This is a genomic window from Pseudomonas sp. NBRC 111127, from assembly GCF_001320345.1.
In the GTDB taxonomy this organism is placed as follows: domain Bacteria; phylum Pseudomonadota; class Gammaproteobacteria; order Pseudomonadales; family Pseudomonadaceae; genus Aquipseudomonas; species Aquipseudomonas juntendi.
Genome location: NZ_BCBD01000015.1, coordinates 45467 through 52371 on the forward strand (window position 1 = coordinate 45467; position 6905 = coordinate 52371).

The following is a 6905-nucleotide window of genomic DNA, read 5'->3' on the forward strand; positions in this document are numbered from 1 at the left end:
GCCGTACTTGCAGGAGCAACTGTCTTCCTCAAAATTTGAAAAGCCTGCGCGATTCACCTGTGGGAGCGGGCAAGCCCGCGAAAAGGCCGGAACAGGCTTACGCCGGCGTCAACTGCAACCCACGCCACTCAAAGGCAACCGGTGCCAGCACTTGGTCGATCTGCGCGTCCTGCCACAACTGCCCCATGGTCTTGCCTGCCCCCGGATGCACCAGTTCCGGCGCCAGCAGCGACAGCGGCCATAACACGAAGGCGTTCTTCAAGATCTCTGCCCGGGGCAGTACCAGCCCATCGAAGTTGCCATGCAGGTCGTCATACATCAGCACGTCGATATCCAGCGGCAACCCTTTGCGGTCAGGCGCATAACGGCCATTGTCGGCCTCGATGAACTTCAGCCGGCGGTCCAGTTCGATCAACGGCAGCGCGGTTTGCCCGCTGACCACGAAATTGATGAATGGCCCGCTCTTGATCCCCACCGCCTGGCTTTCGAAAGCCGGAGAGCAGCGCATGTCGGTGAGAATCGCGGCCAACGCATCAAGCCCGGCACACAAATGCGCCTCACGGTCGACATTGCTGCCAAGGCCCAGGTAAACCGTGCTCAGAGACATCCGCGCTCGATCTCCACGCCAACACCGCCACGGGCCGCCGGCACCGCGCCAGGCTTGGTCAGCTTCAACCGCACCCACGGGATGTGGAACTCTTCCATCAAGGCAGCCACCAGGCGCTCGGCAAAAGTTTCCACCAGCTCGAAACGGGCCTGCTCGGCGAATGCCTGGATACGCGCCGAAACGCTGGCGTAGTCCAGGGCCAGGTTCAGGTCGTCGCCGGCCGCCGCGGGGCGGTTGTCCCAGGCAAAGCTCAAGTCCAGGCGCAAGCACTGGCGAATATCCCGCTCCCAGTCATAGGCACCGATAACGGTATCGACTTCCAGGCCTTCGATGAACACTCTGTCCAAGCACTTCTCTCCACAGCACGACAAGGGCGACTGGCGCCGTTAGAATCAGGGCGTCCTCGCCCGGAATAGTTAGCATGTTTTGGTTACTGGCGTTGCTCGCCTACCTGCTCGGCTCGCTGTCCTTCGCCATTGTTCTCAGCCGCCTCTCAGGCAGCCCGGACCCGCGTTCCAGTGGTTCAGGCAATGCCGGCGCTACCAACATGCTACGCCTGGCAGGCCGTAAAATGGCGATCCTGACCCTGCTTGGCGACCTGTGCAAGGGCCTGCTGCCAGTATTGCTCGCCCGCCTCGCCGGGCTGGACCTGCAAGAACAGGCCTGGGTAGGCGTGTATGCAGTGCTGGGCCACCTGTTTCCAGTGTACTTCCGCTTCCAGGGTGGCAAGGGCGTGGCGACGGCGGCCGGCATGCTCATGGGCCTGTATTTCCCCGCCGCGCTGCTGGCGGTTGGCGCCTGGCTGCTGATTTTCTACCTCACCCGTACCAGCTCGCTGGCCGCGCTGATCGCCACCCCGCTGACCTTGCCATTGCTGGCCTGGCGCGAGCCGGAAGCCCTGCTGCCGATCACCGTGCTCACCGCCTTGATCGTCTGGAGCCACCGCAGCAACCTGCGCGATCTGTTTGCCGGGCGCGAGCGCCACTTCTGAACCTTGCCGCCCACCATTACAGCGGTGGCAATTGCTCCATCGGCCAGCGTGCCTGCACGCTGATCCCCAGCCCCTGCTGCTGCCCGGCCAGCAGCCGCTGGCAGCCGGCATAGGCGATCATCGCGCCGTTGTCGGTGCAGAACTGCGGCCGCGCGTAATACACGTTGCCCTTCATGCCGGCCAGCATCTCTTCCAGCGAGGCGCGCAAGGCCTTGTTGGCACTTACGCCACCGGCGATGACCAGGCGCTTGAGGCCCGTCTGCTTGAGGGCCCGCTTGCACTTGATGGTCAAAGTCTCTACCACGGCCTGCTGGAATGCCAGCGACACGTCGCAACGGGTTTGCTCGCCGTCGTCGCCAGCATTCTTGCACTGCTGCCAGGTGTTCAGGGCGAACGTCTTCAGGCCACTGAAGCTGAATTCCAGGCCAGGGCGATCGGTCATCGGCCTGGGGAACACAAAGCGCCCAGGCACGCCCTGCTCGGCCAGGCGCGCGATTTCCGGGCCACCCGGGTAATTCAGGCCAATCAGCTTGGCGGTCTTGTCGAAGGCTTCGCCAGCGGCATCGTCCAGGCTCTCGCCCAGCAGCTCGTATTGGCCGATGCCATCCACCCGAACCAGCTGGGTATGGCCGCCGGACACCAACAAAGCGACGAACGGAAACTCGGGCGGGTTTTCCTCCAGCATGGGCGCCAGCAGGTGGCCTTCCATGTGGTGTACGCCAATTGCCGGAATGTCCCAGGCAAATGCCAGGGCCTGGGCGCACGACGCTCCCACCAGCAAGGCCCCGACCAGGCCAGGGCCGGCGGTATAGGCGATGGCGTCGATTTCGGTGGCGACACAGCCCGCCTCGTCCAGCACCTGGCGGATGAGGGGCAGCATGCGCTTGACGTGGTCACGCGAGGCAAGCTCGGGCACCACACCGCCAAACACGCGGTGCAGGTCGATCTGGCTGAACAGCGCGTCGGCCAACAAACCGCGTTCGCTGTCGTATAATGCGACGCCAGTTTCGTCGCAGGATGTTTCCAATCCCAGTACTAGCATGGGCTCGTCCCTTGTGGGGGCTGAATTCGAAGCCGCGCATGATAGTCCCCGTGCCGAGTGCCGACCAGCGGTTTTCGATCAGAGGCTTTGCATTCCGGCTTGCTAAGGGTTAACATCCGCAACCCTTGAAAACCGACGTTCTCCAGCACACCTTTGTTTTGCCAGGAGCACGTCTACCCCGGTAATGAATTAAGGTAGCCCTGGATGCCAGCCGTCAAAGTTAAAGAGAACGAACCCTTCGACGTAGCTCTGCGTCGTTTCAAGCGCTCCTGCGAAAAAGCCGGTGTACTGGCTGAAGTTCGTAGCCGCGAGTTTTACGAGAAGCCGACCGCAGAGCGTAAGCGCAAAGCAGCTGCTGCTGTTAAGCGTCACGCCAAGAAAGTTCAGCGCGAACAGCGCCGCGCCGTTCGTCTGTACTAATACAGGCGTTCAACGCAAAGCTTCTGCCCTGCCCGGCTAACGCCGGGCGATGGCAGTGGTCGTTTTACACTTGGGCAGCCAGCCCAAGGCCCCGCACAAGCTTCACGCGAACTGCATACGGGCAACCTGCCTGAAACGTCAGAGCTGGTCTTCGCTGTTCCATGACCAGACGTGCACGTCAGACTGACGGGCCCCTAGTGGCCGGCGGCGAGCACACATTTCCTCGCACCATATCAAGCGGCACCCGCCCCATTCGGCGCGCGAGCGATTAGACTTGCCAGTTGCCAGATGACGAGACTGCCATGGCCGGGCTGATTCCCCAGAGCTTCATTGACGACCTGATCAACCGCCTCGACATCGTCGATGTGGTGAGTTCGCGCGTCCAGCTGAAAAAAACCGGCAAGAACTACTCCGCCTGCTGCCCGTTCCACAAGGAAAAAACCCCTTCCTTTACGGTCAGCCCCGACAAGCAGTTCTACTACTGCTTCGGCTGCGGCGCCGGTGGCAACGCCCTGGGCTTTGTCATGGACCACGACAACCTGGATTTCCCCCAGGCCGTCGAGGAGCTGGCCCGCGCCGCCGGCATGGAAGTACCCCGCGAACAAGGGCGCCGTGACAACAAGCCACGCCAGCCCACCGATTCGCCGCTATACCCGCTGCTGGATGCAGCCTCCGAGTTCTACCGCCAGGCGTTGCGCAGCCACCCGACCCGCAAGGCAGCGGTGGACTACCTCAAAGGCCGCGGCCTGTCCGGGGAAATTGCCCGCGACTTCTGCCTGGGCTTCGCTCCGCCCGGCTGGGACAACCTGCTCAAGCACCTAGGGGCCGATACCCTGCAGCAGAAGGTGATGATCGATGCCGGCCTGCTGATCGAGAACGCCGAAAGCGGCAAGCGCTACGATCGCTTCCGCGACCGGGTAATGTTCCCCATCCGTGACAGCCGCGGGCGCATCATCGCCTTTGGTGGCCGGGTGCTCGGCGACGACAAACCCAAGTACCTGAACTCCCCGGAAACCCCGGTATTCCACAAGGGCCAGGAACTATACGGGTTGTACGAGGCGCGCAAGCACAACCGCAACCTCGACGAAATCATCGTTGTCGAGGGCTACATGGATGTCATCGCCCTCGCCCAGCAAGGCTTGCGCAATGCCGTGGCCACCCTTGGCACGGCCACCAGCGAAGAACACCTCAAGCGCCTGTTCCGCGTGGTGCCCAGCGTGCTGTTCTGCTTCGACGGCGACCAGGCCGGGCGCAAAGCGGCATGGCGCGCGCTGGAATCGGCGCTGCCCAACCTGCAGGACGGCCGTCGGGCGCGCTTCCTGTTCCTGCCTGAAGGCGAAGACCCAGACAGCCTGGTACGCGCCGAAGGCACCGACGCCTTCATGGCCCGCATCAACCAGCACGCCCAGCCGCTGGCCGACTACTTCTTCGAGCAACTGGGCGTCGAAGCCGACCCGCGCTCGCTGGAAGGCAAGGCCCACATGGCGACCCTGGCCGCACCGTTGATCGAAAAGATTCCCGGCGCCAACCTGCGCCAGCTGATGCGCAACCGCCTGAAAGAAATCACCGGCCTCGACCCTCAACAGGTCGAGCAACTGGCCCAGCAGGCACCCGCGCCCAGCAGCATGCCGGACTACGACCCTGGCTACGATTACGACGCCATGGCCAGCTATACCCCCGACTATGGTGACATGCCGCAGTTCGAGCCGGCGCCGTTCCAGCAGGAGCAGGCCTGGAAGCCCAACAAGGGCGGCGGCAAGAAGCCGTGGGGCGACAAACCATGGGACAAGAACCGCAAGGGCGGGAAAAACTGGCAGCGCGATGAAGCGCCGCCACGGGTGCCGGCGCCGGTCGAACCACCTACCCTGGCGGCCCTGCGCACCTTGCTGCACCACCCGCTGCTTGCGGGCAAGGTGGAAGATGCCAGCCATTTCGCCGACGAAGAGCACCTGTACAGCCAGCTGCTGGTGGCATTGATCGAAGCCGCACAGAAAAATCCTGGGCTAAGCTCAATGCAGCTGATTGCACGCTGGCATGGCACCGAACAGGGCCGCCTGCTGCGGGCCTTGGCAGAAAAGGAATGGCTGATCGTGGCCGACAACCTTGAACAACAGTTTTTCGACACCATTACTAGCTTGTCCGCCCGCCAACGCGAGCGCAGCCTGGAACAACTGCTCAGGAAATCACGTCAAAGCGAATTGACCAGCGAGGAAAAAACCCAGCTCCTCGCCTTGCTGAGCCGGAATGTTCCCGCACAAACGCCGACCTCATCTGGCGCGTGAGGCCCATGCTCGGGTATAATCCTCGGCTTGTTTTTTGCCCGCCAAGACCTTCAGTGGATAGGGTGTTATGTCCGGAAAAGCGCAACAGCAGTCTCGTATCAAAGAGTTGATCACCCGCGGTCGTGAGCAGGGCTACCTGACTTACGCGGAGGTCAACGACCACCTGCCTGAGGATATTTCAGATCCGGAACAGGTGGAAGACATCATCCGCATGATCAACGACATGGGGATCAACGTATTCGAGAGTGCTCCGGATGCGGATGCCCTTCTGTTGGCGGAAGCCGACACCGACGAAGCCGCGGCCGAAGAAGCCGCTGCTGCGTTGGCGGCAGTTGAAACCGATATCGGCCGCACGACCGACCCGGTGCGCATGTACATGCGCGAAATGGGTACGGTCGAGCTGCTGACCCGCGAAGGCGAGATCGAAATCGCCAAGCGTATCGAGGAAGGCATTCGTGAAGTCATGGGCGCCATCGCCCACTTCCCGGGCACTGTCGATTACATTCTCGGCGAATATGACCGTGTCACCGTCGAAGGTGGCCGCCTGTCCGATGTTCTCAGCGGTTACATCGACCCTGACGACAATATCGCAGCGCCTACCGACGAGGTGCCGGTCATCGGCGCCAAGGCCCCAGCGGCCAAGGAAGAGTCGGACGAGGAAGACGAAGAAAGCGAAGGCAGTGACGACGAAGAAGAGACCGAAAGCGGTCCCGACCCCGTTGTCGCCGCACAGCGTTTCGGTGCGGTCAACGACCAGCTTCAGGTCACCAACAAGGTTCTGAAGAAACACGGTCGCAACCACAAGGAAAGCATCGAGGCACTGCAGGCCCTGGCTGACCTGTTCATGCCGATCAAACTGGTACCGAAGCAGTTCGAGGTACTGGTCGAGCGCGTGCGTGACGCCTTGAGCCGTCTGCGCCAGCAAGAACGCGCCATCATGCAGCTGTGCGTGCGTGACGCCCGCATGCCGCGCGCCGACTTCCTGCGCATGTTCCCAAGCAACGAAACCGACCAGACCTGGAGCGGTGACCTGGCCAAGCGCAACACCAAATGGGCTGCTGCCCTGGGTGAAAAGGACGCCGCCATCGTCGCTTGCCAGCAAAAGCTGATCGACCTTGAGACCGAAACCGGCCTGACCGTTGCCGAGATCAAGGAAATCAACCGTCGCATGTCGATCGGTGAAGCCAAGGCCCGCCGCGCCAAGAAAGAAATGGTCGAGGCAAACCTGCGTCTGGTTATCTCCATCGCCAAGAAGTACACCAACCGTGGCCTGCAGTTCCTCGACCTGATCCAGGAAGGCAACATCGGCTTGATGAAGGCGGTGGACAAGTTCGAATACCGTCGTGGTTACAAGTTCTCGACCTACGCCACTTGGTGGATTCGCCAGGCAATCACCCGTTCGATCGCTGACCAGGCTCGCACCATTCGTATTCCGGTGCACATGATCGAGACGATCAACAAGCTCAACCGTATTTCCCGGCAGATGCTGCAGGAAATGGGTCGCGAACCGACCCCGGAAGAGCTGGGTGAGCGCATGGAAATGCCTGAGGACAAGATCCGCAA

7 protein-coding genes are annotated in these 6905 nt (G+C 61.9%); 4 read left to right on the top strand and 3 right to left on the bottom strand.

The window, feature by feature from the left end; translation table 11 throughout:
* Window positions 1-97: 97 nt before the first annotated feature.
* Both folK and folB read right to left on the bottom strand, forming a co-directional pair.
* Window positions 98-607, bottom strand: coding sequence for a 2-amino-4-hydroxy-6-hydroxymethyldihydropteridine diphosphokinase (gene folK / locus APH30_RS05005; protein WP_054911844.1), 510 nt, complete (start codon window positions 605-607; stop codon window positions 98-100).
* Entirely contained in the window at window positions 598-954 is a 357-nt protein-coding gene (folB, locus tag APH30_RS05010; RefSeq protein ID WP_009682799.1) for a dihydroneopterin aldolase, read from the bottom strand. The genes folK and folB overlap by 10 nt, the downstream gene beginning before the upstream one ends.
* A gap of 74 nt (window positions 955-1028) precedes the next feature.
* Here folB and plsY point away from each other — a divergent pair, with 74 nt between their 5' ends.
* Window positions 1029-1598, top strand: a complete 570-nt coding sequence (gene plsY, locus APH30_RS05015; protein ID WP_009682800.1) for a glycerol-3-phosphate 1-O-acyltransferase PlsY — start codon at window positions 1029-1031, stop codon at window positions 1596-1598.
* A gap of 16 nt (window positions 1599-1614) precedes the next feature.
* Here plsY and tsaD read toward each other — a convergent pair whose 3' ends face one another.
* The gene (gene tsaD, locus APH30_RS05020) at window positions 1615-2640 is read right to left on the bottom strand and encodes a tRNA (adenosine(37)-N6)-threonylcarbamoyltransferase complex transferase subunit TsaD (protein WP_009682801.1); all 1026 of its coding nucleotides are present in this window, start codon (window positions 2638-2640) and stop codon (window positions 1615-1617) included.
* 204 nt (window positions 2641-2844) lie between these two features.
* On the opposite strand from tsaD, the gene rpsU reads away from it, so the two are divergent.
* The 3 genes from rpsU to rpoD form a co-directional block, all read left to right on the top strand.
* Window positions 2845-3060 carry a 30S ribosomal protein S21 gene (gene rpsU / locus APH30_RS05025; RefSeq protein WP_003255575.1) on the top strand — a complete coding sequence of 72 codons (216 nt, stop codon included), beginning with the start codon at window positions 2845-2847 and terminating at the stop codon, window positions 3058-3060.
* Window positions 3061-3362: 302 nt separating this feature from the next.
* Window positions 3363-5342 (top strand): DNA primase, encoded by a 1980-nt coding sequence (dnaG, locus tag APH30_RS05030; RefSeq protein WP_054911845.1) that lies wholly within the window; start codon window positions 3363-3365, stop codon window positions 5340-5342.
* Window positions 5343-5409: 67 nt separating this feature from the next.
* Window positions 5410-6905, top strand: a 1496-nt coding sequence (rpoD, locus tag APH30_RS05035; RefSeq protein WP_054911846.1) for an RNA polymerase sigma factor RpoD, incomplete at its 3' end; no start/stop codon positions are given.

Coding starts and splice junctions, on each gene's coding strand:
- folK (WP_054911844.1), bottom strand. CDS start 607: ATGTCTCTGAGCACGGTTTACCTGGGCCTTGGCAGCAATGTCGACCGT.
- plsY (WP_009682800.1), top strand. CDS start 1,029: ATGTTTTGGTTACTGGCGTTGCTCGCCTACCTGCTCGGCTCGCTGTCC.
- dnaG (WP_054911845.1), top strand. CDS start 3,363: ATGGCCGGGCTGATTCCCCAGAGCTTCATTGACGACCTGATCAACCGC.
- tsaD (WP_009682801.1), bottom strand. CDS start 2,640: ATGCTAGTACTGGGATTGGAAACATCCTGCGACGAAACTGGCGTCGCA.
- rpsU (WP_003255575.1), top strand. CDS start 2,845: ATGCCAGCCGTCAAAGTTAAAGAGAACGAACCCTTCGACGTAGCTCTG.